Source organism: Allobosea sp. GW822-FHT05A11 (genome assembly GCF_058800455.1).
Map to the genome: position 1 here is coordinate 430,772 of NZ_JBXAMI010000005.1, position 25,086 is coordinate 455,857.

A 25,086-nucleotide genomic window follows, 5' to 3' on the forward strand; every position below is an offset into this window, starting at 1 on the left:
GGTCATGACGTCTCGCCTCGCTGCCCGGATGAGCCGGGTCAAACCATCGGCCATCCGCGAGCTCCTGTGGCTCGGTGCCGATCCCAATGTGATCTCCTTCGGCGGCGGCTATCCCGACGCCTCGCTGTTCCCGATCGCGGGGCTCGACGAGGTCTTCCGCAAGACGCTGGCCGAGAACGGACAGGAGGCGCTGCAATACACCGTCTCGAACGGCAGCCCGCTGCTGCGCCGCCAGATCGCCGAGCGCATGACGCGCGACGACGTGCCCTGCACGATCGACGAGGTGCTGATCCTCCAGGGCGGCCAGCAGGGACTCGACCTCGTCGCCAAGATGTTGGTCGACAAGGACGACGTCATCGTCGTCGAGGACCCGACCTTCCTCGGCGCGCTGATCGCCTTCAACCCTTGCGAGCCGCGCTATGTCACCGTCGGCATGGACGAGGACGGCATGGATGTCGAGGCGCTCGACGCGGCGCTGAAGGCCAATCCGGGCGCGAAGTTCATCTATACCGTCCCGGATTTCCACAATCCGACCGGTGTCACCATGAGCCTGGCACGGCGCAAGCGGCTGGTCGAGATCGCCAATGCCCATGACATCATCATTCTCGAGGATTCGCCCTATCGCGAGATCCGCTTCGAGGGCGAGCGCATCCCGCCGATCAAGAGCTTCGACACCGAGGGCCGGGTGATCTATCTCGGCAGCTTCTCGAAGATCCTGGCGCCTGGCCTCCGGCTCGGCTGGGCCGTGGCCTCGAGCGAGCTGATCGAGCAGCTCGGCCTGCTCAAGCTCGCCGCCGATACGCAGACGAGCACACTCAACATGGCGGTCGCCTCGCGCTTCCTGGCGGATTACGACATCGACGCGCATATCGCGACGATCCGCAGCGCCTATCGCCGCAAGAAGAACCTGATGCTGGACACGATCCGGCAGAACTTCCCGCAGGAGATCGCCTGCACGGATGCGAGCGGCGGGCTCTTCACCTGGCTGACCTTCCCGGAAGGCTTCGACGCCGCCGCCTTCATGCTCGACCACGCGCTACCGGAAGCCCGCGTCGCCTATGTGCCCGGCGCGACCTTCTTCGCGCTCGACCAGCGGCCGAACCATGCCCGGATGAGCTATTCGACGCAGACGGATGAGCGGCTCGTCGCCGGCATCACGGCGCTCGGCAACGTCCTGAAAAGCCACATGGGGTCGCGGATTCGCGGCTGACACAAAACCCGCCGATCGACAACGTGCGCCGTGCCGCGACAGATGAGGACTGCACCATGCCCGTGACCATCCATCCCGTTCCGAAAAACGACCTGACACAGGCCGAGATCGAGCGCTGGCGGGCGATCCCCGTCGCGGTCGCTGTCGATCTCGGTCGCAATCTCAACCAGATCGACCCGGCCATCCGTCCCCTGATGCCGCCCGGTCAGCAGCCGCGCCTGTTCGGGCGCGCGGTGACCGCGTTCTGCGAGGCGCCGGATTTCGGCTCGGTCGTGCGCGCGATGGACGTCATCGGCCCCGGCGACGTCCTCGTCATCGCGGCGGCAGGGCATGCGGAGAGCGCGATGATCGGGGAGATCCTGGGCGGGCATATCCGCCGCAAGGGCGCCGTGGGCATCGTCTGCGACGGGGCGATCCGCGATGTCGGAATGCTCGCGAGCTGGACGGATTTCTCGGTCTTCGCGCGCTCGGTGACGCCACGCGGACCGTCCTCGGCCCAGCGCGGCGAGATCAACCGGCCGGTGACGATCGGCGGCGCGATCGTCTCGCCCGGCGATCTCCTGATCGGCGACGATGACGGGCTGGTCGCGCTGACGCCAGCAACGATCCGCGCCCGCATCGCCGATGCCGAAGCCCGGCTGGTGCTGGAGGCGAAATGGGACGCGGCCCTGACGGCCGGGGAGACGGCGGAGGCCGTCTTCGGGCTGAAAGCGCCGTAGGGCCGGACCGTCCGACAGGACGCGCAATGACCCAGCGCATGCTTGATTTTCACGGAAGCGGGTCGTCATCCCGGACAAGCAAGCCCGGGATGACGGCGTGGTTTCGTATAAAATCAGCAGCCTCTAGGCGACGGCCGCGACCGCTGTTTCGTTGGCCTTGTCCTGCCCTTCGAAGCTCGCCATCGCCGCGGCGACGCCGCCGCTGCGATGCGGTACGCCGGCCGCCGACAGGCCGAGCTCGACGCCCGACAGCGCGCCGAGCAGGCTGAGTTCGTTGCACTCGCCGAGATGGCCGATGCGGAAGACCTTGCCGGCGACCTTGCCGAGGCCGGAGCCGAGCGAGATGTTGTATTTCTCCAGCGCGATCTTGCGGAAGCGGTCGGCGTCATGGCTCGGCGGCATCAGCACGGCGGTGAGGACCGGCGAGTACTCGTCCGGATTCTGGCAGAGCACTTCGAGCCCCCACGCCTTGACGGCGGCGCGGCAGGCCGCGGCGAGGCGCTGGTGGCGGGCGAAGACGTTGTCGAGCCCTTCCTCCTGCAGCATCGCGAGCGCTTCCTTCAGGCCGTAGAGCAGGTTCGTCGCGGGCGTGTAGGGGAAGAATCCGCTGGCGTTGATCTTCACCATCTCCTGCCAGTCCCAGTAGGAACGCGGCAGCTTGTTGGTCTTCGACGCCGCGAGAGCCTTTTCGGAGATCGCGTTAAAGCTCAGCCCGGGCGGCAGCATCAGGCCCTTCTGCGAGCCGGAGACGGTGACGTCGACCTTCCATTCGTCGTGGCGGTAGTCGACCGAGGCAAGCGACGAGATCGTATCGACCATGAACAGGGCGGGGTGGCCGGCGGCGTCGATGGCCTTGCGGATCTCGGCGACACGACTGGTCGCGCCGGTCGAGGTCTCGTTATGGACGACCATCACCGCCTTGATCGCGTGGGCCTTGTCCTCGGCGAGCCTGGCCTCGATCGCGGCCGGATCGGCGCCGTGGCGCCAGTCGCCCGGGATGAACTCGACGTTGATGCCGAAGCGCGTGGCGATCTGCTTCCAGAGCGTCGCGAAATGCCCGGTCTCGGCCATCAGCACGGTATCGCCGGGGGAGAGGGTGTTGGTGATCGCCGCCTCCCAGGCACCTGTGCCGGAGGAGGGGTAGATCACGACCGGCTGGCTGGTCTTGAAGACGGCCTTGGAGCCTTCGAGGACCTCCTTGCCGAGCGCGCCGAACTCGGCGCTGCGATGGTCGATGATCGGCATCGCGATCGCACGCAGGATGCGGTCAGGGATCGGGCTCGGGCCGGGAATATGTAGGAAATGACGACCCTGCATGACGTTGTTATCCTCCCTTCGGCGCGCGGTGCGCCGTCACCTCACGTCATTTTGCATTCATTCTTTGGAAGATCAAGCTTGTCATGTAATTCATATGGGCAGATAGCAGGGCTCGACAGCGGGTCTGCGTCAGCTTAGCTGGAGATCATGAGCGAGACATCCATGAATGCAGATGAGGGCCGGAGTCGGGAGGCGGTGGAGGCTGCCAGGTCGTCGGGGACCCTTCATGGCGAGTTGCTGGCGGCGCTGCGCGATTTCATCGTCGAGGGGCATCTGGAGGATGGTGTGCGTATCCCCGAGCGCGCGCTGTGCGAGCGCTTCAGCATCTCGCGGACGCCATTGCGCGAGGCGCTGAAGGTTCTCGCGGCGGAGGGCTTGATCGAGCTTCTTCCCAACCGCGGCGCGCGCGTGCGCGAATTGAGCGCCGCCGATCTGCGCGAGCTTTTCGATGTCATGGGCGGGCTGGAATCGCTGGCCGGGCGCCTGGCCTGCGAGCGCATAACCGACGCTGAAATCGCCGAGATCGAGCGGGTTCACCATGAAATGTACCATTTCTACCTGCGTCGGGACGTGCACGGCTATTTCCGCTGCAACCAGGCCATCCACCAGATGATCGTGGCGGCCGCGGGCAACACGCTGCTGGCGTCGACCTATGCCGGCTTGGCCGGCCGCATCCGGCGCGTCCGCTATGCCGCCAACCTGGCGAAGGACCGCGACAGGCTGAGCGAGGCGATGCGCGAGCATGAGGCGATCCTGGATGCGCTGCGCCGGCGCGCGGGCAGCGAGTTGAGTGACATCCTGTTCCTGCATCTCAGGAACAAGCTGAAGGCGGCCCAGCCGGCGGCCTGAGCGCGCAGGCGGCCTCGGAATTGATAATGCCTGCGATCGCGAGGCTGAGGACGGGCAAGGAATGTTTCGTTCTCAATTCGACGGGTTTCATCTTTTAGATTGAATGCAAAATTTTTTGGTCTAGGGTCGCTCCCATGGCGCCGTCAGAGCGCGATGAAGGGAGAGAAAGACCATGAAGCAGCATTGGCTTGCCGCTACCCTGTCGCTCGGCGCCATCGCGCCCGCCTCCGCCTGGGAGCCGACGAAACCGGTCGAGATCGTCGTGCCGTTCTCGGCAGGCGGCGCCTCCGACCAGATGGCGCGGACGATCCAGGGCATCATCCAGAAGCATCAGCTCACCAAGCAGCCGATCATCGTCGTCAACAAGCCGGCCGCCGGCGGCGCCGAAGGCATGCTCGACATCCAGAAGTCGGCCGGCGACCCGCACAAGCTGATCACCACTTCGAGCGGCATCTTCATGACGCCGATGGCGACCAAGCTGGCGCTGAACTGGACCGACTACACTCCGGTCGCGATGCTGGCGCAGGATTCCTTCCTGCTCTGGGTCAATGCCAAATCGCCCTACAAGAACGCCGGCGACCTGATGGCGGCTGCCAAAGCGGCGAGCCCACCGATGAAGATCGGCGGTACCTCCTCCAAGCGGGAGGACAACCTTCTCGTCTTCGCCATGGAGAAGCAGGGCGGCACCAAGTTCGCCTATATCCCCTACACCTCCGGCGGCCAGGCCTCGACGCAGTTGTCGGGCGGGCATGTCGAAGCCACCACCAATAATCCGGCCGAGGACCTCGCCAACTGGCGCGGCGGCGCCACCCGCCCGCTCTGCGTCTTCGCCGAGCAGAAGATGGTATATAGCGAGAAGGTCGCGGACGGGCAGTCCTGGGCCGACATCCCGACCTGCGCCTCGCAGGGGCTGAATGTCAGCTACCAGATGCTGCGCGGCATGTTCATGCCCGGCAAGGTCACGAAGGAACAGCAGGCCTTCTATGTCGACATGTTCAAGAAGGTCTCCGAGACGCCGGAATGGAAAGAGTACCTCGCCCGCAACGCGCTGGCGGCGGATTACCGCGATGGCGATGCCTTCGTCTCCTTCCTGAAGGCGGATGAGGCGAAGCACGAGAAGCTGATGACCGAAGCCGGCTTCATGGCGAAGTGAACGGGTGACCGTTGCCGGGGTGCCTCGTCATCCCGGGCGAGCAAAGGGAAGACCCGGGATCCATTCCGGAACGCTTCAGGAATGGATCCCGGATCGGCGCCGCAAGAGCCTGTCCTTGGGCCGACCGAAGGTCGGACCCGAGGGCGGCTTGTCCGGGATGACGCGCGAGGAACGGTGAATGACGCAACCAGTTGAAGCTGAAGCCCAGGAACCCGGCATCTCGCGCCGGCCGGTCGAAATCGCCACGGCGCTGCTGCTGATCGGCCTCGCCGGCATCGTGCTCTACGACTCGCATGGCCGTGGCGCCGGCTGGGATGGCGGCCCGCAGAACGGCTTCTTCCCGGCCCGCGTCGGCTGGATCTTCCTCGCCGCCTCGCTCTTCATCCTCTGGCAGTCCTTCCGCCGGCCGGATGCGGTCTTCGTCACCTATGGGCAGCTGCGCCAGGTCGTCAGGGTGCTGGGACCGCTCGTCCTGTTCGTGGCGCTGATCCAGCCGCTTGGAATCTATGTCGCCTCGGCTGTCTTCATCGTCACCTTCATGGCGGTGGTCGGGACGTCGCGCTGGTGGTCGATCGGGCTGACGGCGCTGCTCGTACCGATCGCCTGCTTCTGGATCTTCGAACTGCAGTTCCGCGTGCCCCTACCAAAGGGCCCGCTGGAAGCCATGCTCGGCTATTGAAGGGTCACCGATGGACGATCTCTCCTCGCTCATCGCCGGCTTCCAGGTCGCGCTCTCCTGGCACAATATCGGTTTCATGGCGGTCGGCGTCATCCTCGGCATCATCGTCGGGGTGCTGCCTGGCCTCGGTGGACCGAACGGCGTGGCGATCCTCTTGCCGCTGACCTTCGGCATGGACCCGACCTCGGCGATCATCCTCTTGTCGTCGATCTACTGGGGCGCTCTGTTCGGTGGGGCGATCACCTCGATCCTGTTCAACATCCCGGGCGAGGCCTGGTCGGTCGCGACCACCTTCGACGGCTACCCGATGGCGGTGCAGGGCAAGGCTGCGGAAGCGCTGACGGCAGCCTTCACCGCCTCGTTCATCGGGGCGCTTTCCGGCGTGGTGCTGATCACCTTCGTCGCGCCGCTGGTCGCCCAGTTCGCGCTCAGATTCGGCCCGGCCGAGTTCTTCGCTGTCTTCCTTCTGACCTTCTGCTCGTTCATCGGCATGGGCCGGGAGAACCGCGCCAAGATCATCGCCTCGCTCTGCATCGGCTTCCTGCTGGCGGCGGTCGGCCTCGATTCGATCTCGGGCGACCTGCGCATGACCTTCGGCTCGACCGAGCTGATGCGTGGCTTCGACTTCCTGATCGTCGTGATCGGCCTGTTCGGCGTCAGCGAGATCCTGCTGACGGTCGAGGACGGGCTGGTGTTCAAGGGCAAGCAGGCCAAGATCGACCTGATGGTGGTGCTGCGGACCTGGGCCGGCCTGCCACGCTATTGGGCGACGCTGCTGCGCTCCGCGGTCGTCGGCATGTGGATGGGCGTGACGCCGGGCGGCGCCATCGCCGCCTCCTTCATGGGCTATGGCCTGGCCAAGCGCTTCTCGAAGCGCGGCAAGAATTTCGGCAAGGGCGAGATCGAGGGCGTGCTGGCCCCCGAGACCGCCGCGCATGCCGCCGGTACCAGCGCGCTGCTGCCGATGCTGGCGCTCGGCATTCCCGGCTCGGCGACGGCTGCCGTCCTGCTCGGGGGCCTGCTGGTCTGGGGGCTGCAGCCCGGGCCGATGCTGTTCGTCGAGCAGAAGGAGTTCGTCTGGGGCCTGATCGCCTCGATGTATCTCGGCAATATCGCCGGACTCGTCATCGTGCTCGCCACGGTGCCGCTCTTCGCCGCGATCATGCGGATTCCGTTCTCCTTCGTCGCGCCGGTGATCCTGATCGTCTGTGCGATCGGCGCCTACACGATCTCGAACTCGATCTTCGACATCTGGCTGATGCTGATCTTCGGCATCGTCGGCTATCTCTTCAAGAAGCTCGACTATCCGCTCGCCCCGATGATCCTGGCACTGGTGCTGGGTGATCGCGCCGAGGACGCCTTCCGTCAGGCGCTGCTCGGCTCGGGTGGCTCGCTCGGCATCTTCTGGGCGAACGGGCTGGTCACGACGCTCGTCATCCTCGCCTTGCTGCTGCTCTGCTGGGGGCCGGCCAGCGATGCCATCGCCGCGCTGCGCGGCCGCGGCCGAACCGATCCCGAGACCGCCGAGGCCACACGATGACGCAGGCCGCGCTGCCGCGCCCGCATAGCCGCAATCTCGGCTTCGAACGCAAACTGTCGCAGGCGCTGGAAGGGGAGGTCCGCTTCGACGCCTTCACCCGTGGGCGCTACGCCACCGATGCCTCGATCTACCAGATCGTGCCGCAGGGCGTGGCCTTTCCGAAGAGCGAGGCCGATATCGCGGCGGCGCTGACGATCGCGGCCGAGCACGGCGTGCCGGTGATCGCGCGCGGCGGCGGCACCTCGCAAAACGGCCAGCCGATCGGCGATGCGCTGATCCTCGACATGAGCCGGCAGTTCAACGCGATCCGCGACTATGATCCGCAGCAGCGCACGATCTCGGTCGCGCCCGGCCTCGTGCTAGAGGCGCTGAATACGCGGCTGCGCAAGGACGGTCTGTTCTTCCCGGTCGAGCCCTCGACGGCGAGCCGCTGCACGATCGGCGGCATGGCCGGCAACAACTCGTCGGGCGCGCGCTCGCTGCGCTACGGCAAGATGGTCGACAACGTGATCGCGCTCAAGGCGATGTTCCATGACGGCGAGCCCTTCGCGCTCGGCGAGGGCGCTGTGCGCGACAATGCCTCGCCGCGGGCCCGCGACCTGATGACGGGGATGCTGGCGCTGGCCGGACGGCATCGCGAGGCGATCGAGGCGATTTTCCCGAAGGTGCAGCGCCGTGTCGGCGGCTATAATCTCGACGAATTGATCGTGCCGCGGCCGAACCTGTCGCATCTGCTCGTGGGCTCGGAAGGCACGCTCGCGATCACCACGGAAGCGACGCTCAAACTCTCGCCGCTGCCGCAGCATCGCGTCATGGGCGTCTGCCATTTCCCGAATTTCCGCGCGGCGATGGAGACGACGCAACATATCGTCGCGCTCGGTCCGGTCGCGGTCGAGCTCGTCGACAACAATGTGCTGGTGCTCGGCGCCGACATCCCGCTCTTCGTGCGCACGCTTGCCGACATCACCAGGGGCCGGCCGAACTGCCTGCTGCTGGTCGAGTTCGCCGGCGACGATCTCGCCGATCTCAAGCGGGACCTGAAGTGGCTCGACCAGTGCATGGCCGATTTCGGCTTCCCCGATGCGGTGGTGGAGGTGGTCGAGCCTGCCCGGCAGAAGCCGGTCTGGGACGTGCGCGAGGCCTGCCTCAACATCATGATGTCGATGAAGGGCGACGGGAAACCGGTCTCCTTCATCGAGGATTGCGCGGTGCCCCTCGAGCATCTCGCCGATTATACCGATGCGGTGACGGCCCTGTTCGAGAAGCACGGCACGCGCGGCACTTGGTATGCGCATGCCTCGGTCGGCTGCTTGCATGTGCGCCCGATCCTGAACATGAAGACGGAAACGGGCGTGAAGGCGATGCGCGGCATCGCCGAGGAGGCCTGCGAGCTCGTCCGCCGCTTCAAGGGCTCGTTCTCCGGCGAGCATGGCGATGGCATCTCGCGCTCGGATTTCGTCGAGCCGATGTTCGGCGGGCCGCTGACCCGCGCCTTCGAGGCGGTGAAGGACGGGTTCGATCCCGACAACAAGCTGAACCCCGGCAAGATCGTCCGCCCCTACCATATGGACGACCGCGACCTGATGCGCTTCGCGCCGGGCTATGCCACGCCGGTTTCCGCACAAACGGCGCTCGACTGGTCCGACTGGGGTGGGCTCGGCGGCGCGGTCGAGATGTGCAACAATAATGGCACCTGCCGGAAGATGACTGGTGGCACGATGTGCCCGTCCTGGCGCGCGACGCAGGACGAGCAGCATGTCACCCGCGGCCGGGCCAACACGCTCCGGCTCGCGATTTCCGGCCAGCTCGGCCCCGATGCCTTCACCTCGCCGGAGATGAAGGAGACGCTCGATCTCTGCGTCTCCTGCAAGGGCTGCAAGCGTGATTGCCCGACCGGTGTGGACATGGCCCGGATGAAGGTCGAGTTCCTGCATCACTACCACGCGAAGCACGGCCTGCCGCTGAAGGAGCGCCTGATCGCCTTCCTGCCGCGCTATGCGCCTGTCGCTGCCGCGCTCGCGCCCTTGATGAACCTGCGTGATCGCATCCCGCTCCTGGCGAAGCTGAGCGAACGCTGGCTCGGCTTCTCGGCGCGGCGCTCGCTCCCGGTCTGGCGCAAGCCCTGGCGCGAGGCGGCTGCCGCATCGGATGCCTCGGCGGTCAAAGGCGATGGCCGCGACATCGTGCTCTTCGGCGACACCTTCAACCGCTATTTCGAGCGCGAGAACCTGGAGGCGGCCGAGCGCGTGCTCAAGGTCGGCGGCTATCGGCTGCATCGCGTCGAAGCCGCCGGCGGAGGCCGGCCGCTTTGCTGCGGGCGCACCTTCCTGTCGGCCGGGCTGGTCGAGGAGGCACGGGCCGAGGCGCGCCGGACGCTCGATGCGCTTGCACCCTTCGTGGCGAAGGGCGCGCGCATTGTCGGCCTCGAACCCTCCTGCCTGATGAGCTTCCGCGACGAATTCGCGGCGCTGCTGCCCAAGGCCGAGGTCGAGCCCCTGGCGAAGGCCGCCCTGTTGATCGAGGAATTGCTGGCGGCCGACATGGCGGCGGGCAGGACGAAGCTCCCGCTCAGCGATCAGGGCGGGCGCGTCGCGCATCTGCACGGGCACTGCCACCAGAAGGCCTTCGACGCGATGGGAGCGGTCGAGAAGACCTTGCGGGCGGTGCCGGGGCTCGATGTGCGACCGATCGAATCGAGCTGCTGCGGCATGTCCGGCGCCTTCGGCTATGGTGCGGCGACGATCGATGTCTCGCTGGCGATGGGCGAGCTTTCGCTCTTGCCGGCTGTGCGCAAGGCCAGCGCTGACGATCTCGTGGTCGCCGACGGCACGAGCTGTCGCCACCAGATCCATGACGGCGCGCAGCGCGAGGCCGTGCATGTCGTGCGGGTGCTGGCCTCGGCGCTTCAGTCGTAGAGCAGGATGTGGCCCGCCGATCAGCCTGAGCCGGCGGGCATCGCTCGTGCTGAGCTGCTTCAGGCGGCGTTCTGTTTGTGCCAGTCTTCGAGATAGGCCAGCACGGTCTTGAGATCGGAGATATCGACATAGCGGCGGCCGAGATCGCGGAGATTGTCGCGATGGGGCTGTTCCTCGATATCGCCGACGCAATCCTCGGGGACGATGGTCCGGTAGCGATAGCTGAAGCTGTCGATCGAGGTGGCGCGGATGCAGCCCGAGGTGTTGCAGCCGGTGACGATCACCGTATCGACGCGCTCCTTGTTGAAGTAGTCGCTGACGCCGGTGTTGAAGAAGATCGAGGGTGCCTTCTTGCAGACCGTGAGATCGTAGGCGGGATCGTGGATGCGGGGGTCGAAGGCGGCGCTCGGATGGTCGTGCCGGAAGGTCTCGCGCACGGCGGTGATCTTCCAGTAGGGCATCTCGCGCTCGTTCATATAGGCCGTGTTGCAGTTCGCGACCGGCACGTTGTAGCGGCGCGCCACCTCCAGCAGCCTGGCCGTGTTCTCCACGGCGCGCATGACGAGCGGGGCGCCGCCGAGCGGATATTGGGCGTCGGTGAAGCCTGTCTGGAAATCGACGACAACGATGCCCGGCTTCTTGCCGAAGCCGACCGGAATCTCGCCGTAGCTCCGGTTCTGATAGTCGTCACTCGTCATGGCTTCTTCCCTCCCTGCGCGCATTCGTGTCGCGATCCGGCACGGTATTCTCTTGAAAAAATCAGGCAAGATTGTTTTTTTACGGTGTCGACGCGCCCGCCGGGCGAGGCAGCACAGAGGGGAGCGGACAGGTGGGCGCAGAGATGAAGCAGGCTTCGCGTTCCGAGCGCCAGCAGCAGGCGCGCAGCGTCGCGACTTATGAGCGACTGATCGGGGCGACGCTCGATGTGATCCACGATGTCGGCTACCACGCGGCGACGACGCAGGAGATCGCCGAGCGGGCGCAAGTGTCCCGTGGGGCGCTGCTCTACCATTTCCCGGCGCGGGCCGACATCATCCTGGCGGCGATGGAGCGACTGCTCGACGACGGCACCGCGGAGATCCGCGCCGTCGCCCGGCGTGTCCAGAACGGCGAATTGTCGCTCGAAGGTTTCGTCGGCTTTCTCTGGGAGCTGTTTTCCGGCCGCTTCTTCTATCTCTCGCTGGAGATGATCACCGAGGCGCGCAACGATGCCGATCTGCGCGAGCGGATGACCCCCGTCGTCAAGCGCTTCCACGAGGCGCTCGATTCGACCTGGGTGGAGTTCTGCAATCCGGAGAAGCGCACGGCCCGGGAGGCGCGCATCATCCTCAACCTGACGGTCTGCCTGGTGCGCGGCATGGGCGTGCAGACCGTGCTGCGCCAGGACCCTGGCTATTTCGCCGATATGATCGAGGCCTGGAAAGCGCTGCTGCCGCAGATCGTCGACGGCGGAGCGGGGGATGCGATGTTCGGCGGCCCGGCGTTTCGGAGACGCTGAAATCGGCCTGCGCGGCGAACGGAAGCGCGGGCTTAGGACATCTCCGCCAGCAGCCCGTGCCCGCCGGAAGAGCGCAGGAAATGCAGCAGGTCCGACAGCCCCTCGCCCAGCAGGGTCACATGCGAGCGCATCATCTGCGCAGCCTGGACGCCGTCGCCCCGCAGGATCGCATCCATCACGCGCTCATGCTCGGGGATCGAGGAATACATCCGTCCAGGCTGATAGGTGATGGTGCGGCGATAGGGTGAGATCTTCAGCGTCAATCGCCGCAATTCGTCCTGCAGGATGCGGTTATGGCTGGCGGCGGCAATCAGCTCGTGGAAAACGAGATTGGCTGCATAGAAGGCCTCCGCATCCTCGGCCGCCGCGGCTTCGGCACAGGAGCGGTGCGCCGCCTGGAGAAGCGCTCGCTGCTCCGGCTGGATGCGGCGGGCGGCCTGGGAAGAGGCGAAGGCCTCCAGCTCGGCGACGACCCCGAACGCGTCCAGGAGGTCGGCGAGCGACATCTGCGCGACCTGCAGCCCCTGACGGCCGCGCGATACCACGAGACCGCTGGCGGCGAGGCGCTGCAACGCCTCGCGCACGGGCGTGCGCGACATGCCGAACTGCTCGGCGAGCTGGCGCTCGTCCAGTTTGTCGCCCGGCTTCCGGATGCCCTTGAGGATTTCCTCCTCGAGGCGGTTGACCACTCCGGCCGACAGCGATTCAGGCTCTTCTGGCGTCATCGATCCGTTCATTCGCGCCATCAGGTCAGCGCCTCACCGGCTGTCTGCCGAATAAAATCTGTTCGCGACCATCTCCGCGAGCGCCACAAGCCCATAGAGGAGCAGGCCGCAGATGCAAAGCACCACGATGGCCGCCATCGACACCTCGGTATCGGCGCGGGCCGTCGCGAAGATGATGAGATAGCCGAGGCCGGCCTGTGCCGTGATGAACTCGCCGATGATCACGCCGATGATCGCCAGCGTGATCGCGATCTTCATGCCGCTGAAGATATGCGGCAGCGCGGTCGGAAAGCGCACGCTGGTGAAGATCTGCCATTCCGTGGCCGTCAGCGAGCGGCACAGCCGCAGGATGCCGCGGTCGACGCTCAGGAAGCCGGCGGTGGTCGCGATGACCATCGGGAAGAAGGCGATGAATATCGAGAACGCGATGCGCGATTGCGAGCCGACTCCGAGCCAGATGATGAAGAGCGGGGCAAGCGCGATCTTCGGGATGAGCTGGAAGAAGATCAGGTTGGGGTAAAGCGCCTCGCGTGCCATGTCCGAATAGGTGATGAGGACGGCGATCGCGACGCCGAGCAGGACCGCAAGCAGAAAGCCGACAGCGGATTCCAAAGTGGTCGGCACCGCATGCATCAGCAGGATGTCGTAGCGGTCGACGATATAGCGCGCGATCGAGATCGGCGAGGGCAGGATGACCGAGGGGACCTGGAAGATCGTGACGTAGAGCTGCCAGGCCGCCAGCACCAAAAAGGCCAGGCCGAGCGGCAGGACGATGCTGCTCAGGCCGGCGGAACCCCGGAAGCGGCCGGTATCGGACGCCGGAAGGACGGCGCCGGTCTCGGTGCCGATGGTGAGCTTTGCCATGCTGGACCTCACTCGATGACGCTGACGGCGGCCGGGCTCGAAGCGGGCCTGGGCGCATCCTGCTCATGCCCATCCTGCCCATGCCCATGCGCGGCTTCGATGGTCAGGCGCAGCTCCCGGCAGACCTGGGCGAATTCCTGCGTTTCCTCGATCTCGAAGCGGCGCGGCCGGGGGAACGGCATCTTCTTGTCCAGGATGATCGTCGAGGGCCGCCCGCCCATCACCACCACCCGATCGGACAGGAAGGCGGCTTCGCGGATCGAATGCGTCACGAAGATCACGGTCTTGCGGTAGGTCTCGAGGATCTCCGAGAGAGCGACATTCATCTGGTCGCGGGTGATCGCGTCGAGCGCGCTGAATGGCTCGTCCATCAGCAGGATTTCCGGATCGTGGATCAGCGCCCGGCAGATCGCGACGCGCTGGCGCATGCCGCCCGAGAGCTCGCCCGGCTTCTTGTGCTCGAAGCCGGCGAGGCCGACCATCTTGAGCAGGCCATGGGCCCTGTCGCGATAGGTCTCCATCGGCAGTTTCAGGATGCGGATCGGGAAGAGCACGTTCTCGAGCGTGCTCTTCCACGGCAGCAGCGTCGCATCCTGGAAGATGATGCCGATGTCGCGGCGTGGCGATGCGACAGGCTCGCCCGCCAACGTGATCGCGCCCGATGTCGGCCGTTCCAGCCCGGCGATCATCATCAGCAGCGTCGACTTTCCGCAGCCCGACGGGCCGAGCAGCGACACGAATTCGCCCCTGGCGACGTCGAGCGACGCGGAGGCGACCGCATGGATCGGCGACTGCCGCGTGAAATAGGTCTTCTGGACATCCGTGGCCGAGACGAGAGGTGCCTCGGCCGCGGGACGCTCCACCTTGGGTGCCAAACTCAGCATCAGGTTGTCGCCTCGTGCGATGGGCCGGTCAGGAGCCGACATATTTGCGGAACGGCGCGGCGCTCTTTTCGGCTGCGGCGAGCTCTTCCGGCGTCAGCTTGAGCTTGCCGATGAAGTCATTGGTGAACAGCGTGCCGACATCCGGCTTCACCGCTCCCTCGCCGGCTGCATATTTCATCACGAGATCGGCCATCATGGCGACCTTGGCCGGATCGGCCCAGCCAAAGCCGTTCTGCTTCACCTCAGGCACGAGATTGGTGAGGTTCGTCAGCCCGAGCCCGATCCGGGCGTATTCCTTGCCGGTCGAGGAAATGGCGACCTCGCTATTGGCCTTCAGGAAGATGTCCACGGACTCGTCGAAATTCGTCATCGTGAACTTGATCGCGTCCATGGTCCCCTGGACGAAAGCCTCGCACAGCGCCTTGTCCTGTTTTAGTCGGGCCGGCTGGGTCGTCAGGGACTGGCCGTAGAACTCGATGCCGGCCGCGGAGAATAGCATGAACCGGACATCGGTGCCGAGCGGCGCCAGGGACGGTACCGTGCTGGTGGCGAAGGCCGAGACCGCATCGACCTGTTTCTCGACCAGCGTGCGCTCGCGCACCTTGCCGTCGATCTGCAGGATCTGGAGCTTCGAGAGGTCGAGGCCCACCTTCTCGGCATAGAGCGGCAGGAACGGATACTCGCCGGAGGTCACGCTGGCGCCGAGCTTCTTGCCTTCGAGGTCCTTGGGGCCCTTGATCGGCGAACCCGACAGGACGCCGATGCCCATCAGTGCATCATAGTTGATCTGGCCGATACAGGTGATCGGCAGCTTCTTCGCCGCCTGCACGATCACCGTCGGGGTGGCCGCCATGCCGAAATCGAAGGTGCCGGCGCTGACCGCTTGCGCCGCCGCTCCCGAACCTGAACCGCGCGCCACCGAGACGTCGAGCCCATGGCGCTTCCAGAAACCCTTGTCGCGCGCGACATAGGCGAAAAGGTTCGGTCCTTCGGGAATCCAGGAGGTCGTGAACGAGACCTTCTTCAGCCCCTGCGCGAGCGCGGGCATGGCGATGGCACTCGTCATGGCCGCCGCTGCAGCGGCGCCGAAGCCCTTGAGAGCAGTGCGACGTGAAACACGCATCCGATATCTCCCCTTTTATTGTCGCCGGCCTGCCTGTGGCGACGCTGACACCAGCATCACCGTGATCTCCGCCGTGCGCAAGTGTCATTATGCACAAAATCAATTCCTGCATAATTTTTTACCGGCAAGCTGCGTTTTTAGGTTGTTCGGTATGCGGTTTATGTGCAAACACTCCCTAAGAAGGAGCTTTAGGCCTCTTTCATTATACCAAAATGGCGATACGCCGCGGAGATGTCATGAAAACCTTCGAGGTTCGCAATGCCCATTTCGACCGGCTGGTGAACACGGCCGGCCTGCGCTGGATGGGGCAGAACACCAATCACGCGACGCCGCATTCCGCCGTGCTGGCGGCGATGGAGAAATGCATCCGCGACGAGGAGTTCCACATCTACGCGCCGCCGGCAGGGCTCGAGGAGCTGCGCCACGGCATCGTCGCCGATCTCGGCCTCGAGGGTCAGGCGGCGCTGGTTTCCGACGGGGCGGTCGCCTCGCTCTACCATGTCTGCCACAGCCTGCTCGGGCCGGGCGACGAGTTCATCACCACCGATCCAACCTGGAACTGGCCGATGGCCTTCGCGCGCGCCGTCGGCGCGAAAGTCACGCAAATTCCGATCTATGGCGAGGAATACGGCTATCGCCTTGCGCCGGAGCGGCTGAAAGCGGCGATCACGCCGAAGACAAAGGTCATCTACATCGTCGATCCGAACAATCCGCTGGGCTCGGCCTGCACGGCGGCCGAGATCGACGGCATCGTGGCAGCCGCGCGCGAGGTCGGTGCCTACCTGATCCACGACTGCACCTATCGCCATTTCGCGCATGAGCACACGCTGGCGGCGACGCGCTATCCCGAGCGGACGCTGACCATCTACAGCTTCTCGAAATGGCTGGGCCTGGCCGGCATGCGCGTCGGCGCGGTCGTCGCCCATCCCGACATCATCGAGAAGCTCTCGGCAGCGCCGCCGAACAATCTCGGCTCGAACATCCTGTCCCAGCGTGCGGCGCTCGCCGGCCTCGGCATCAAGGCCGAGTGGTTTCCCGGCGTCCTGTCGCAGCAGCGCGCCAACCAGAAACTGATCAAGGACGCTGCCGACAGGATTCCAGGCCTGTCCCTGCCGGTTTTCCCGTCGAACGGCAATTTCGTGGTGCTCGAATGCGAGCGTGCCGGGGTGAAGCCGGAGGCGCTCGTCGCAGCCTTTCAGAAGCACGACATCATGATCCGCCAGGGCGCCTATCACACGCCCAATTTCGGCGACCGGTTCGTCAAGATCAGCACCACGGTCCCGACCGCCTGGGTCGAGGAGTTCGTCGAGCTGCTGCCGACCATGGTCGAGCAGGTTCGTGGCCAAAACGAAGACGTCAAACTGTTCTGAGCCGGTCTGCCGCACCGCAGCGCTCATCAAAGGGAGAAAGCGACAATGGATCTTAAGCTGAAGGGCAAGACGGTCCTGATCACCGGTGCGTCCCAGGGCATCGGCGAGGGGCTGGCGCGCTCATTCGCCGAGGAGGGCTGCAATCTTCATGTCGTGGCGCGCTCCGGCGACAGGCTCGAGGCGCTCAAGCGCGAGCTGGAGGCCGGCCATGGCGTGACGGTGACGGCGCATGCGGTCGACCTGACGATTGCGGGCGCGGTGGAACGCCTCGTCGCGGCCGTCGGCGATATCGATATTCTCGTCAACAATGCCGGCGTCATCCCCAGCGGTACATTGTGGGACGTCGACGAGGCGAAATGGCGTGCCGGCTGGGAGCTCAAGGTTTTCGGCTATATCAACCTCACGCGTGCGCTCTATCCGCTGATGAAGGCGCGCGGCGGCGGCGTCATCATCAACAATATCGGCAATGGCGGCGAGGTTTTCGACCCCGCCTATGTCGCGGGCACGACCGGCAATGCCAGCCTCATGGCCTTCACCCGCGCCATCGGCGGCCACTCGCTCGACGACAATATCCGGGTGGTGGGCGTCAACCCGGGGCCGGTCGATACGGACCGCATCTACAACATGCTGAAGAAGCGCGCGGCCGACTGGCTCGGCGATGCCGGCCGCTACGAGGAGTTGCAGCAGCGCTATCCGCTGAAGCGCCCGGCCCATATCCACGAGGTCACCGACCTGATCGTGTTCCTCGCCTCCTACCGGTCCGGCTACACGTCCGGCGCGATCTTCACCGTCGATGGCGGCATCGCCTCGCGCCGTTCCGTGATCTGAGGGGAGCCGCGACATGGCTTTTGCCACGGCCAGCGACGGCGTGAAGCTGTTCTACGAGGAGGCCGGCACCGGCACGCCGATCATCTTCGTGCACGAGTTCGGCGGCAGCCACTGGAGCTGGGAGCCGCAACTCAATTTCTTCGCACGCCGGCACCGCTGCATCACCTTCGCGGCGCGCGGCTACCGGCCCTCCGACGTGCCGGAGAGCGCGGAAAGCTATTCCCAGGCGCGCGCGGCCGACGACATCGTCGACGTGCTGAGCGCGGCCGGCATCGAGAAGGCCCATGTCGTCGGGCTCTCGATGGGCGGCTTTGCGGCACTGCATGCGGGGCTGCGCCATCCCGGCCGCGTGCTGTCTATCGTTGCGGCCGGCGCCGGCTACGGCGCCGAGAAGGCCCATGAGGACTATTTCAAGGGCATTTCCGAGCAGGTGGCCCGGAATTTTCAGGAGCGCGGCGCCAGGGACTTCGCGCCGACCTATGCCGAGGGCGCCTCGCGCGTGCAGTTCCAGGACAAGGACCCGCGCGGCTGGGCGCTGTTTGCGGAGCGGCTCGGCCAGCACGATTCGCTTGGCGCGGCGAACACCATGCGCGGCGTGCAGATGCGCCGGCCCTCGCTCTATGATCTCGAGGCCGGGTTCCGCGCCATGCAGGCGCCCCTGCTGGTCATGACCGGCGACGAGGATGATCATTGCATCGAGCCGGGGCTCTATCTGAAGCGGGTGGTGCCGCGCTGCGGCCTCGCCGTCTTCCCGAAATCCGGCCATACGCTGAACCTCGAAGAGCCCGAGCTCTTCAACCGCCTGCTCGCCGAGTTCATCGCACAGGTCGAGGCCGGGCGCTGGGGCGAGCGCGACCCCCGCGCCAACCCGGCGCAGATCATGCGGGTCGATTGAGCATGGCGGCCCCGCAGCGCCTCTCCGATTTCGTCGATGGCGAGCGTCTCTGGGGCCGCCACATGGCGCTGGCCGCGTTCGGCGCCCGCGCCGATGGCGGCGTCGATCGCCCGACCCTGTCGCCGCACGAGGCGCAGGCCCGCGCGCAGGTGATCGCCTGGGGCCGTGCTATCGGTCTGGAGCCCTTCACTGACAAGGCGGCGAACCTGTTCCTGCGCCTTGAGGGGCGCGATCCTTCGCTCGCGCCGGTCGTGGCGGGATCGCATATCGACTCGCAGCCGACCGGTGGCAAATTCGATGGCGTGTTCGGTGTGCTCGCGGCCCTGGAAACCGCGACGGCCATCGTGGCGCGCGGCGAGCGGCCGCTTCGCCCATTCGAAATCGTGGCCTGGACCAACGAGGAAGGCTCGCGTTTCGCGCCGGGCATGACGGGCTCCGACCTCTTCACCGGAACCAAGGCTCTCGAGGCCGTGCTGCCCATCCGCGACGCGGACGGCATCAGCATCGGCGAAGCGGTGGCATCGATCCTGGCGGCCGACGACAAGGTGCCGCTGCGGGCGTTCGGCCTGCCGATCGCCGCCTATGTCGAGCCCCATATCGAGCAGGCCTCCGTGCTCGAAGCGGCGGGCATCCCGATCGGCGTCGTGACAGGGATTCAGGGGACGCGGCGTTATCGGATCCGCGTGATGGGCGAGGCCGCCCATGCCGGCACCGCCTTGCGCAAGGATCGGCGCGATGCGCTGATGGCGGCTGTCCGCATGATCCGCGCCATCGACGAAGCCGCGATGGAGCCAGCCGATACGCTGCTGACGGTCGGCATGTTGCAGGTGACGCCGAACGCCCCGTCCGTCGTGCCGGCGGAGGTCTTCTTCTCCATCGATCTCCGGCACCCGGACAATGCCGTGGTCGACCGGGTCGATGCCGCGATCCGCCGCATTGCCGAGGAGATGAAGGGGAATTGCAGCGTCGAGCTGAAGCAGATCCAGCATTCGCCCTCGTTGAACTTCGCGCCCGCGATTCGCAGCGCCATCGCCGAAGCGGCTGCGGCGCGCGGCATTCCCACGATGGATGTCTATTCGGCAGCCGGCCATGACGCGCGCCAACTGCACTATGTCTGCCCCGCCGGGATGATCTTCGTGCCATGCCGGGGCGGGGTGTCCCACAACCCCGACGAATGGGCTGAACCGGAGCACCTGACCGCGGGCGCGCAGGTCCTTGCAGACGTCGTCTGGCACCTCGCCAATTCAGCCTGATCAGCGCCGCACGCTCCAGATCTCGCCGGCCTGTGCGACACGCCCCTCCGCATGCAGTTTCTCAAGATGGGCGATCACATTGCGTTCAGCCGCCCGCCGAAGCCAGGGATCGGTCTTGGAGTAGAGCCGATCCATCAGGTCCCAGGCGTTGGATGGCCCGGAGCGCAACGCTTCGAAAATGGCCTCCTCCCGCTCGACCCGCCGATTGAGCAGGTCTGCGACATAGGGTGCGGGATTGGGTAGCGGAGGGCCGTGGCCCGGCAGGTAAAGACTGTCGTTGCGTGACAGCATCAGGCGAAGGCTCGCGCAGTAAGCGGCCATGTTGCCATCGGGCGGGGAGACGATGCTGCTCGACCACGACATCACGTGATCGGCGCTGAAGACGACCCCGTCCCGGGCTGCGAAGCAGAGATGGTCGCTGGCGTGCCCCGGCGTGTGGATCGCGAGCATGCCGGCCACCATGTCGCGGTCGTGGACGAGGACATCCGGCTCGAAGGATGGATCGGCCACCCGATGAAAGGCGAAGGTCGGCGCTCCCGTCCTGGCCTTGAGGGAAGAGGTGGCGCCCAGATGATCCGAATGGGTGTGGCTGAGCAGGATGGCGCAGACCTTGCCCCCCGTTGCCGCAATGATGTCGTCGAGGTGGCCGGCATCCTCCGGGCCAGGATCGAGCACGATGAACCCTTGATCCGACTCGATGAGGTACGTGTTCGTGCCGTGATAGGTCATCAGGCTCTGATTATTCGCGACGATGCGCGTGACGCCTGGCAGAACGGGCAGGGCGACGCCCCGCTGAGGCTCAGGTTCCTCGAGAAAAGCCAATCTTCAGTCCCTCCGGGTCATGTTCAGGGCTCCAGCCCGACGCAACGCGCGGGACGGTCTTGTCGATCACGCTGATGAAGTCGGGCCGACAGATCGGTCAAGAGCCGCTGTCAGCATGCTGCCGGAGCGAATGCCCGGATATCGCGAGGACCGGGTCCTGCCTATCCATGGGCCTGGAAGCCCTGCTCGCGGATGAGCGCGAACTCCGAGCCCGCGAACAGCTCCAGTTGGGCTTCCATCTCCCGGCCCAATGCCTGGCGGAGCAGGGCGGGCGCGGCTGCGTCGATCAGCTCCGATTGCTTCCGGAGCGCGGCCGGCGGCCGGCGCGCCAATCTGGCAGCTTTCTCGAACGCGGCGTCGGCGAGCTCGGTGGTTTCGACGACCCACTCGACGAGGCGCCAATCCGCGGCCTGCCGCGCGTCCATGACATCGCCGCTTGCCAGGAGCCATTTTGCGCGGGCGGGGCCCAGGAGCCTCGTCAGTAGCGCGGATGATCCGGTGTCGGAGACGACGCCGAAGCCGACTTCGGGAAAGCTGTATCTCAGGTCGGCACCGGCGATGCGGAAGTCGCATCCCAGCGCCAGCTCCGCCCCGGCGCCGATCGCATGGCCGTGCAGGGCGCAGATCGAGGGCTTTCCCAGCTCGCATTGCAGCAGCCGCAGTTCCTGTGCCGCAAGGATGAGCTCGCGATGCGAGGCATGCTTCCCGGTTTCGAGAAAGCCATTGCGGTCCCGTCCGGAACAGAAGGAACGCCCGGCGCCCTGCAGCAGCACGGCGCGCACCGCGTCGTCATCCCGCGCCCAGATCAGCGCTTCCTTCAGCGCAGCGCGTGCGGCGTCGTTGAGGGCATTGTGCACGCGGGGGCGGTTCAAGGTGATGATGCCGACACCATCCCGCAGATCATGCAGGACCGGGGGCGCTTCATCGGTGGGTATCGCGACCTTCTCTGACATGCCGGAACTCCTCCCGCCTTTCACCGCACCCGGAATTTCGGATCGAACCAATCCCGCAGGCTGTCGCCGACGAGGCTGAAGGCGAGCACGGTGACCGTGATCGAAAGCCCCGGGAAAACGATCATCCAGGGCGCCTCGCGATAGAAGTCCGAGGTATTCCCGGACAGCATCAGCCCCCATGAGGGCTGGGGTTCCGTTACGCCCAGTCCCAGAAAGGAGAGGGCCGCCTCGAGCAGGATCGACTGCGCGATATAGGCGCTGACGAGGATCAGGAAGGGTGCGGCGACGTTGGGCGCGATATGGCGAAGAATGATCCGGGCGTTGCGCAGCCCGGAGGCGCGGGCGGCTTCGACATAGGGCATCGTCACGATGGTGAGCGCCGAGGAGCGGATCACGCGCGCGGCGTTCGGGATGATCGCGATGGCGATCGCGAAGATGACGTTCAGATCGATGCCCTCGCTGGTGCTGCGACCGAAAATGGCGACGATGACGATCGCCAGCACGATGATGGGCAGGGCCAGCATGAGATCGGTCAGGCGCTGGATGATCAGATCGACCAGCCCGCCGTAGTAGGCGGATGCGATGCCGATCAGCGCGCCGATCGAGCAGCCGACCAGCGAGGCGGAAACGCCGATCGTCAACGCCGTCCGGGCGCCGAAGATCACGCGGGAGAAGATGTCTCGCCCCAGCGAATCCGTGCCGAAGAGGTGCTCCATGGACGGCGGCTGAAGCGCTGTGTCGAACCCCAGGGCGAGCGGATCGTAAGGCGCCAGCCAATCCGCGAAGGCAGCCGCGGCAGCCATCAGGACGACCACGCACAGGCCGATCGTGCCGACCGGCTGCGAGGCCAGGAAGCGCCGCACCGCGCCCCGGCGCTGCGGCGGGATCGAAAGCTCGCCGCCCCCGCTCATCGCGACCACTCGATGCGCGGGTCGAGCCAGACATAGAGAATATCGAGCACCAGATTGGTCAGCACGAAGACCAAAGCGAGCACCATCACGATGCCCTGGATCATGACGTAGTCGTAATGGGCGACGGATTGCACCAGAAGCTTGCCGATGCCGTTGAGGTTGAAGACCTGTTCGGTCACGACGAGGCCGCCCACCAGGAACGCGAATTCGAGCCCGACGATGGTGATGGTCGGCAGCAAGCCATTGCGGATGGCGTGGCGCCAGATCAGGTCGCGCTCCGGCGTGCCCTTCGCCCGCGCGGTGCGGATATAGTCCTCCTGCAGGACTTCGAGCAGCGAGGAGCGGACCATGCGGGCTGCGACCGCCGCATAGCGGTAGCCCACCGCCAGAGCCGGCCAGATCAGCTGGTTGAGGTTGGCGAGCGGGTCCTGCCAGAACGGCGTGTAGGTGATCGGTGGCGCCCAGTTGAACAGATAGAGCAGCATGAGGATAAGCATCATGCCGAACCAGAAGGACGGGACGGCCATGCCCGAGGCCGCGACGAGACGGATCACGTAATCCAGCGGCGTTCCCGGATAGATCGCGGAGAGCGTGCCGAGCGGCAGTGCGATCAGCGTGGCGATCAGCGCCGCCATCACCGCCACTTGCAGCGACAGCCCGATCCTCAAGCCGATCTCGCTGGTCACCGGCTGCCCGGTCCACATCGAGACGCCGAGATCGCCCCTTGCCGCGCGGGAAACCCATTCGACGAACTGGATCGGGAGGGAGCGGTCGAGCCCGAGCCGTGCGCGCTCGGTGGCGATGAGTTCCGCGCTCACCGCCGCGCCGTCGCCGCGCAGCTTCGCCTCGACGATATCCCCCGGCAGGACGCGCAGCATCAGAAAGATCAGGACGGCAACGCCCAGCAAGGTGGGGATCATCAGGGCGATCCGCCGCAAAAGAAAACCCGTCATCGCGCGTCTCTCGTCCCGATCTCCATCCGGCCCCTATTTGTCGAGCCAGATGTCGGCCAGATCCAGGTTCAGGAACTGGCTGGGCGCGAGCTTCCAGTTCTTGAGCTTGGCGTTGCTGACGATGATGCGGTTCGCCCAGAAGAGCGGTGCGTAATAGGCCTGATCCAGGACGCGGCGGGAGATCTGGGCGAGGATTTCCTTGCGCTTCGCCGGGTCGAGCTCGGCGCGCTGCTTCTCGTAGAGCGCGTCGATCTCGCGATCCTCGTATTTCGCCGTATTGAACGGCGTCTTGTCGCGTGACTGATATTTGGAGAAGATCACCGTCGGCTCGTCGGTCGCCTCGGCGATCGCGTCCATCAGCACGTCGAACTGGCCGTTGGCCCGCGAAGCGACCCAGATCGGGTTCTCGAGCATGTCCTGGCGCGCATTGACGCCGATGCGCCGCCACTGGTCGATGACCCAGGTGCCGATGGTCACATAGGGTTCGCCGACATTGCGGTTGCCGAAGGCGAAGGAGAGATTGGCCACGCCGGCTTCCTTCAGGAGCCGCCGCGCCTCGGCCCGCCGCGCTTCGATATCGCCGCCGTAGCCCGGGAGCTTCGCCAGTTCGGCGGGGGTCTCGGCCAGATCGTAGCCTGGGCGCTGCAGGGCGCCGACGCCGCCCATGAAGGTGACGCGCGAAATCACCTCGGAGCCGCCGGTCCGGTCGATCGCGAGATTGAGCGCGCGGCGCACCCGCACATCGTCGAACGGCTTGCGCTGCGTGTTGAAGGCGATCTTGATCATGGTCGTCATCGTGCCGCTCTGCACGGAGACGGTATCCTTGCGGGCGGCCACCAGCCGATCGCGCTGCTGCGGCGTCAGGGAGCGGAACTCGGTGTCGACCTGGTCCGATTGCAGCGCGTTGAGGATCGCCGGGCCGCTCATGAAGAACAGCTTGAAGCCGTCGAGATAGGGCTGTCCCTTGCGATGGAAATCCGCGTAGCGCTCCCCTTCCCAGGTCGAGCCGGAGACGCGCTCCTTGAACTTGAAGGGGCCCGAGCCGAGAACCTGCTTCTCGGGAAAGTGCGGGTCCGTCTCCAGCTTGGCCGCGCTGTAGACGCAGTTCAGCGGGTTGGCCAGGAGCTCGAGCAGCGCCACTTCCGGCTGCGAGAGGCGCAGGACCACCGTCAGGTCGTCGACCGCCTCGATCGAGGCGATGCGCTGGAAGAGCGGTCCCCGTGCCGAGACGATGCCCTTCGGCGGCTTGCGGATGCGCTCCAGCGAAACCGCGACATCCCGTGCCGTGAGCGGCGAGCCGTCATGGAATTTCACGCCGGGGATGAGCTTGAAGGTATAGGTCAGGCCGTCTTCCGAGACGGTCCAGTTCTCGGCCAGGTCGCCGATCACCTTCGGGTAGTTCTGCGGGTCGTAGCGCACCAGAGTGGAATAGTGCGGCGCGAGCGCGCTGGTCACATAGACCGTCGTCGCGGCATGGCAATCGAGCGTATAGGGCTCGGCAAGGACGGCCTGCCGCAGCGTGCCGCCCCGGACCGGTTCCTGCGCGGTGGCGGATTGGCTGAATAGCGCCAGCACAATGGCTGCCGCTGCTGTAAGTCCACGCATTGTTTCCTCCCTGTGCGTAA

The 25,086-nt window shown here is 65.8% G+C and carries 22 protein-coding genes and 1 pseudogene; 12 read left to right on the forward strand and 11 right to left on the reverse strand.

What is annotated here, in order from left to right; genetic code table 11:
* Window positions 1-4: 4 nt before the first annotated feature.
* On the forward strand, window positions 5-1,210 hold the full coding sequence (locus AC1RLU_RS19055) for an aminotransferase-like domain-containing protein (RefSeq protein WP_492797474.1): 1,206 nt from the start codon (window positions 5-7) through the stop codon (window positions 1,208-1,210).
* 56 nt (window positions 1,211-1,266) lie between these two features.
* The gene (locus tag AC1RLU_RS19060; RefSeq protein ID WP_492797476.1) at window positions 1,267-1,929 is read left to right on the forward strand and encodes an RraA family protein; all 663 of its coding nucleotides are present in this window, start codon (window positions 1,267-1,269) and stop codon (window positions 1,927-1,929) included.
* A 123-nt stretch (window positions 1,930-2,052) separates the two neighbouring features.
* Here AC1RLU_RS19060 and AC1RLU_RS19065 read toward each other — a convergent pair whose 3' ends face one another.
* Window positions 2,053-3,246, reverse strand: coding sequence for a pyridoxal-phosphate-dependent aminotransferase family protein (locus tag AC1RLU_RS19065; protein WP_492797478.1), 1,194 nt, complete (start codon window positions 3,244-3,246; stop codon window positions 2,053-2,055).
* A gap of 219 nt (window positions 3,247-3,465) precedes the next feature.
* Here AC1RLU_RS19065 and AC1RLU_RS19070 point away from each other — a divergent pair.
* From AC1RLU_RS19070 to AC1RLU_RS19090, 5 genes and pseudogenes are all read left to right on the forward strand, one after another.
* Window positions 3,466-4,095, forward strand: a pseudogene (locus AC1RLU_RS19070) (GntR family transcriptional regulator); the annotation flags it as partial.
* Window positions 4,096-4,267: 172 nt separating this feature from the next.
* Window positions 4,268-5,248, forward strand: a complete 981-nt coding sequence (locus AC1RLU_RS19075) for a Bug family tripartite tricarboxylate transporter substrate binding protein (protein ID WP_113584372.1) — start codon at window positions 4,268-4,270, stop codon at window positions 5,246-5,248.
* A 178-nt stretch (window positions 5,249-5,426) separates the two neighbouring features.
* On the forward strand, window positions 5,427-5,927 hold the full coding sequence (locus AC1RLU_RS19080; RefSeq protein WP_061966172.1) for a tripartite tricarboxylate transporter TctB family protein: 501 nt from the start codon (window positions 5,427-5,429) through the stop codon (window positions 5,925-5,927).
* Between the two features lie 10 nt (window positions 5,928-5,937).
* Window positions 5,938-7,467: a tripartite tricarboxylate transporter permease gene (locus AC1RLU_RS19085; protein WP_113584370.1), complete on the forward strand. Its 1,530-nt coding sequence runs from the start codon at window positions 5,938-5,940 to the stop codon at window positions 7,465-7,467.
* On the forward strand, window positions 7,464-10,382 hold the full coding sequence (locus AC1RLU_RS19090) for an FAD-binding and (Fe-S)-binding domain-containing protein (RefSeq protein ID WP_492797481.1): 2,919 nt from the start codon (window positions 7,464-7,466) through the stop codon (window positions 10,380-10,382). Before AC1RLU_RS19085 ends, AC1RLU_RS19090 begins: the two co-directional genes overlap by 4 nt.
* Window positions 10,383-10,441: 59 nt before the next feature.
* Here the strand turns inward: AC1RLU_RS19090 and AC1RLU_RS19095 are convergent, their stop codons facing one another.
* Complete coding sequence (locus AC1RLU_RS19095) at window positions 10,442-11,080, reverse strand: isochorismatase family protein (protein ID WP_061966166.1); 639 nt, start codon at window positions 11,078-11,080, stop codon at window positions 10,442-10,444.
* Between the two features lie 143 nt (window positions 11,081-11,223).
* Here AC1RLU_RS19095 and AC1RLU_RS19100 point away from each other — a divergent pair, with 143 nt between their 5' ends.
* Complete coding sequence (locus AC1RLU_RS19100) at window positions 11,224-11,880, forward strand: TetR/AcrR family transcriptional regulator (RefSeq protein WP_492797484.1); 657 nt, start codon at window positions 11,224-11,226, stop codon at window positions 11,878-11,880.
* A 32-nt stretch (window positions 11,881-11,912) separates the two neighbouring features.
* Here the strand turns inward: AC1RLU_RS19100 and AC1RLU_RS19105 are convergent, their stop codons facing one another.
* Genes AC1RLU_RS19105 through AC1RLU_RS19120 form a run of 4 tightly spaced genes read right to left on the reverse strand, consistent with a single transcriptional unit; the run spans window position 11,913 to window position 15,476 of the window.
* Complete coding sequence (locus AC1RLU_RS19105; RefSeq protein ID WP_492797486.1) at window positions 11,913-12,605, reverse strand: GntR family transcriptional regulator; 693 nt, start codon at window positions 12,603-12,605, stop codon at window positions 11,913-11,915.
* 33 nt (window positions 12,606-12,638) lie between these two features.
* Complete coding sequence (locus AC1RLU_RS19110; protein ID WP_492797488.1) at window positions 12,639-13,469, reverse strand: ABC transporter permease; 831 nt, start codon at window positions 13,467-13,469, stop codon at window positions 12,639-12,641.
* An 8-nt stretch (window positions 13,470-13,477) separates the two neighbouring features.
* Window positions 13,478-14,353 carry an ABC transporter ATP-binding protein gene (locus tag AC1RLU_RS19115; protein ID WP_492797490.1) on the reverse strand — a complete coding sequence of 292 codons (876 nt, stop codon included), beginning with the start codon at window positions 14,351-14,353 and terminating at the stop codon, window positions 13,478-13,480.
* Window positions 14,354-14,381: 28 nt separating this feature from the next.
* Window positions 14,382-15,476, reverse strand: a complete 1,095-nt coding sequence (locus AC1RLU_RS19120; protein WP_492797492.1) for an ABC transporter substrate-binding protein — start codon at window positions 15,474-15,476, stop codon at window positions 14,382-14,384.
* Window positions 15,477-15,712: 236 nt separating this feature from the next.
* Between AC1RLU_RS19120 and AC1RLU_RS19125 the strand changes: the two genes are divergently transcribed.
* From AC1RLU_RS19125 to AC1RLU_RS19140, 4 genes are read left to right on the forward strand one after another with little or no spacing between them, the layout of a single operon-like run.
* Complete coding sequence (locus AC1RLU_RS19125; protein WP_091860478.1) at window positions 15,713-16,846, forward strand: pyridoxal phosphate-dependent aminotransferase; 1,134 nt, start codon at window positions 15,713-15,715, stop codon at window positions 16,844-16,846.
* 45 nt (window positions 16,847-16,891) lie between these two features.
* Complete coding sequence (locus tag AC1RLU_RS19130; RefSeq protein ID WP_091860474.1) at window positions 16,892-17,674, forward strand: SDR family oxidoreductase; 783 nt, start codon at window positions 16,892-16,894, stop codon at window positions 17,672-17,674.
* Between the two features lie 13 nt (window positions 17,675-17,687).
* Entirely contained in the window at window positions 17,688-18,569 is an 882-nt protein-coding gene (locus AC1RLU_RS19135) for an alpha/beta fold hydrolase (protein WP_492797494.1), read from the forward strand.
* A 2-nt stretch (window positions 18,570-18,571) separates the two neighbouring features.
* Window positions 18,572-19,822 (forward strand): M20 family metallo-hydrolase, encoded by a 1,251-nt coding sequence (locus tag AC1RLU_RS19140; protein ID WP_492797496.1) that lies wholly within the window; start codon window positions 18,572-18,574, stop codon window positions 19,820-19,822.
* Here AC1RLU_RS19140 and AC1RLU_RS19145 read toward each other — a convergent pair whose 3' ends face one another.
* The 5 genes from AC1RLU_RS19145 to AC1RLU_RS19165 all read right to left on the reverse strand — a co-directional run bounded on the left by AC1RLU_RS19145 (window position 19,823) and on the right by AC1RLU_RS19165 (window position 25,066).
* Window positions 19,823-20,644, reverse strand: a complete 822-nt coding sequence (locus AC1RLU_RS19145) for an MBL fold metallo-hydrolase (RefSeq protein ID WP_492797497.1) — start codon at window positions 20,642-20,644, stop codon at window positions 19,823-19,825.
* 161 nt (window positions 20,645-20,805) lie between these two features.
* Window positions 20,806-21,597, reverse strand: a complete 792-nt coding sequence (locus AC1RLU_RS19150; RefSeq protein WP_492797499.1) for an enoyl-CoA hydratase/isomerase family protein — start codon at window positions 21,595-21,597, stop codon at window positions 20,806-20,808.
* Window positions 21,598-21,617: 20 nt separating this feature from the next.
* The gene (locus tag AC1RLU_RS19155) at window positions 21,618-22,508 is read right to left on the reverse strand and encodes an ABC transporter permease (protein WP_492797501.1); all 891 of its coding nucleotides are present in this window, start codon (window positions 22,506-22,508) and stop codon (window positions 21,618-21,620) included.
* The gene (locus AC1RLU_RS19160; RefSeq protein WP_091860458.1) at window positions 22,505-23,461 is read right to left on the reverse strand and encodes an ABC transporter permease; all 957 of its coding nucleotides are present in this window, start codon (window positions 23,459-23,461) and stop codon (window positions 22,505-22,507) included. Before AC1RLU_RS19160 ends, AC1RLU_RS19155 begins: the two co-directional genes overlap by 4 nt.
* 33 nt (window positions 23,462-23,494) lie before the next feature.
* Complete coding sequence (locus AC1RLU_RS19165; protein WP_492797502.1) at window positions 23,495-25,066, reverse strand: ABC transporter substrate-binding protein; 1,572 nt, start codon at window positions 25,064-25,066, stop codon at window positions 23,495-23,497.
* Window positions 25,067-25,086 lie beyond the last annotated feature (20 nt).

Bases quoted from the DNA above. Each gene is read 5' to 3' on its own strand.
- AC1RLU_RS19135 (WP_492797494.1), top strand. From the start codon at position 17,688: ATGGCTTTTGCCACGGCCAGCGACGGCGTGAAGCTGTTCTACGAGGAG.
- AC1RLU_RS19110 (WP_492797488.1), bottom strand. From the start codon at position 13,469: ATGGCAAAGCTCACCATCGGCACCGAGACCGGCGCCGTCCTTCCGGCG.
- AC1RLU_RS19160 (WP_091860458.1), bottom strand. From the start codon at position 23,461: ATGACGGGTTTTCTTTTGCGGCGGATCGCCCTGATGATCCCCACCTTG.
- AC1RLU_RS19115 (WP_492797490.1), bottom strand. From the start codon at position 14,353: ATGCTGAGTTTGGCACCCAAGGTGGAGCGTCCCGCGGCCGAGGCACCT.
- AC1RLU_RS19100 (WP_492797484.1), top strand. From the start codon at position 11,224: ATGAAGCAGGCTTCGCGTTCCGAGCGCCAGCAGCAGGCGCGCAGCGTC.
- AC1RLU_RS19085 (WP_113584370.1), top strand. From the start codon at position 5,938: ATGGACGATCTCTCCTCGCTCATCGCCGGCTTCCAGGTCGCGCTCTCC.
- AC1RLU_RS19130 (WP_091860474.1), top strand. From the start codon at position 16,892: ATGGATCTTAAGCTGAAGGGCAAGACGGTCCTGATCACCGGTGCGTCC.
- AC1RLU_RS19065 (WP_492797478.1), bottom strand. From the start codon at position 3,246: ATGCAGGGTCGTCATTTCCTACATATTCCCGGCCCGAGCCCGATCCCT.
- AC1RLU_RS19105 (WP_492797486.1), bottom strand. From the start codon at position 12,605: ATGACGCCAGAAGAGCCTGAATCGCTGTCGGCCGGAGTGGTCAACCGC.
- AC1RLU_RS19075 (WP_113584372.1), top strand. From the start codon at position 4,268: ATGAAGCAGCATTGGCTTGCCGCTACCCTGTCGCTCGGCGCCATCGCG.
- AC1RLU_RS19120 (WP_492797492.1), bottom strand. From the start codon at position 15,476: ATGCGTGTTTCACGTCGCACTGCTCTCAAGGGCTTCGGCGCCGCTGCA.
- AC1RLU_RS19125 (WP_091860478.1), top strand. From the start codon at position 15,713: ATGAAAACCTTCGAGGTTCGCAATGCCCATTTCGACCGGCTGGTGAAC.
- AC1RLU_RS19080 (WP_061966172.1), top strand. From the start codon at position 5,427: ATGACGCAACCAGTTGAAGCTGAAGCCCAGGAACCCGGCATCTCGCGC.
- AC1RLU_RS19140 (WP_492797496.1), top strand. From the start codon at position 18,572: ATGGCGGCCCCGCAGCGCCTCTCCGATTTCGTCGATGGCGAGCGTCTC.
- AC1RLU_RS19055 (WP_492797474.1), top strand. From the start codon at position 5: ATGACGTCTCGCCTCGCTGCCCGGATGAGCCGGGTCAAACCATCGGCC.
- AC1RLU_RS19095 (WP_061966166.1), bottom strand. From the start codon at position 11,080: ATGACGAGTGACGACTATCAGAACCGGAGCTACGGCGAGATTCCGGTC.
- AC1RLU_RS19150 (WP_492797499.1), bottom strand. From the start codon at position 21,597: ATGTCAGAGAAGGTCGCGATACCCACCGATGAAGCGCCCCCGGTCCTG.
- AC1RLU_RS19165 (WP_492797502.1), bottom strand. From the start codon at position 25,066: ATGCGTGGACTTACAGCAGCGGCAGCCATTGTGCTGGCGCTATTCAGC.
- AC1RLU_RS19090 (WP_492797481.1), top strand. From the start codon at position 7,464: ATGACGCAGGCCGCGCTGCCGCGCCCGCATAGCCGCAATCTCGGCTTC.
- AC1RLU_RS19155 (WP_492797501.1), bottom strand. From the start codon at position 22,508: ATGAGCGGGGGCGGCGAGCTTTCGATCCCGCCGCAGCGCCGGGGCGCG.
- AC1RLU_RS19060 (WP_492797476.1), top strand. From the start codon at position 1,267: ATGCCCGTGACCATCCATCCCGTTCCGAAAAACGACCTGACACAGGCC.